A 1,000-nucleotide genomic window follows, 5' to 3' on the forward strand; every position below is an offset into this window, starting at 1 on the left:
GGCGGGCACGCCTCGGCGCCGACGATGAGGCCGGAGAGCTCGGTGAGCGTGCCGGGCGCCTGGGCCGGAAGGGTGGCCAGGACGGACGGCGGGATGAACGCGTGGGTGATCCGCCGGTCCGCCAGGACCCTGGCGAGGTCCTCCCCCGCGAGACGGCCGGGCGGGGGCACCACGAGGGCACCGCCGCCGCTGAGGGCCATCAGCAACTCCAGCACGGAGGCGTCGAAACTGGGCGAGGCCAGCTGAACGACCCGACTCCGGTCAGTGGTACGGCAGCGCTCGACCAGCGTCGAGGCGAGCGACGCCAGACCCGCGTGCGTGACCGTGACACCCTTCGGCCGGCCGGTGGAACCGGAGGTGTAGATGACGTACGCGGTGTTCGCCGCCGTCAACGGCGCGACCCGCTCCGCATCCGTCGGATCGGTCACCGGCTGCCCGTCCCAGACCCCGGCCAGCCCCTCGACCGCCAGCCCGTCCGGCAACTCCTCCGCCAGCCGCCCGCTGCTGAGCAGCAGGGCCGGAGCCGCATCCGCCAACATGTACGCGATGCGATCCGCCGGGTAGTCCGGGTCGACCGGCAGGTAGCCGGCGCCCGCCTTCACCACACCCAGGATCGCCGCGAACAGTTCCGCGCCGCGCGGCAGCGCCAGGCCGACGAGCTGCTCCGCACCGATGCCCCGGCCGATCAGCCAGTGCGCGATCCGGTTCGCCCGCGCGTTCAGCTCCGCATACGTCCAGATCTCATCGCCGGCCTCCAGCGCCACCACGTCCGGCGAAAGCGCCGCCCTGGCCTCGAACAGCCCGGACAGCGTCGACTCCTCGACCTCGGGCCGGGACGTGGTCACCCAGTCCCGGAGCCGGGCCTCCTCACCCTCGGTGAGGAAGTCGAGCGACCCGATCGGCCGGGACGGGTCGGCGGAGACCGCCTTCAGCAGCCGGGCCCAGCGCTCGGCCAGCGCCTCGATCGTCGACCGGTCGTACAGGTCCGTCGCGAACTCGA

General features: G+C 73.4%; 1 protein-coding gene. It reads right to left on the reverse strand.

Annotated elements, in window-relative coordinates; genetic code table 11:
• A partial coding sequence (locus ACFZBX_RS37000) for an AMP-binding protein (RefSeq protein ID WP_391538212.1) occupies positions 1-1,000 on the reverse strand: 1,000 nt, incomplete at both ends.

The sequence above is a fragment of the Kitasatospora sp. NPDC008115 genome (assembly GCF_042957205.1).
Lineage (GTDB): Bacteria > Actinomycetota > Actinomycetes > Streptomycetales > Streptomycetaceae > Kitasatospora.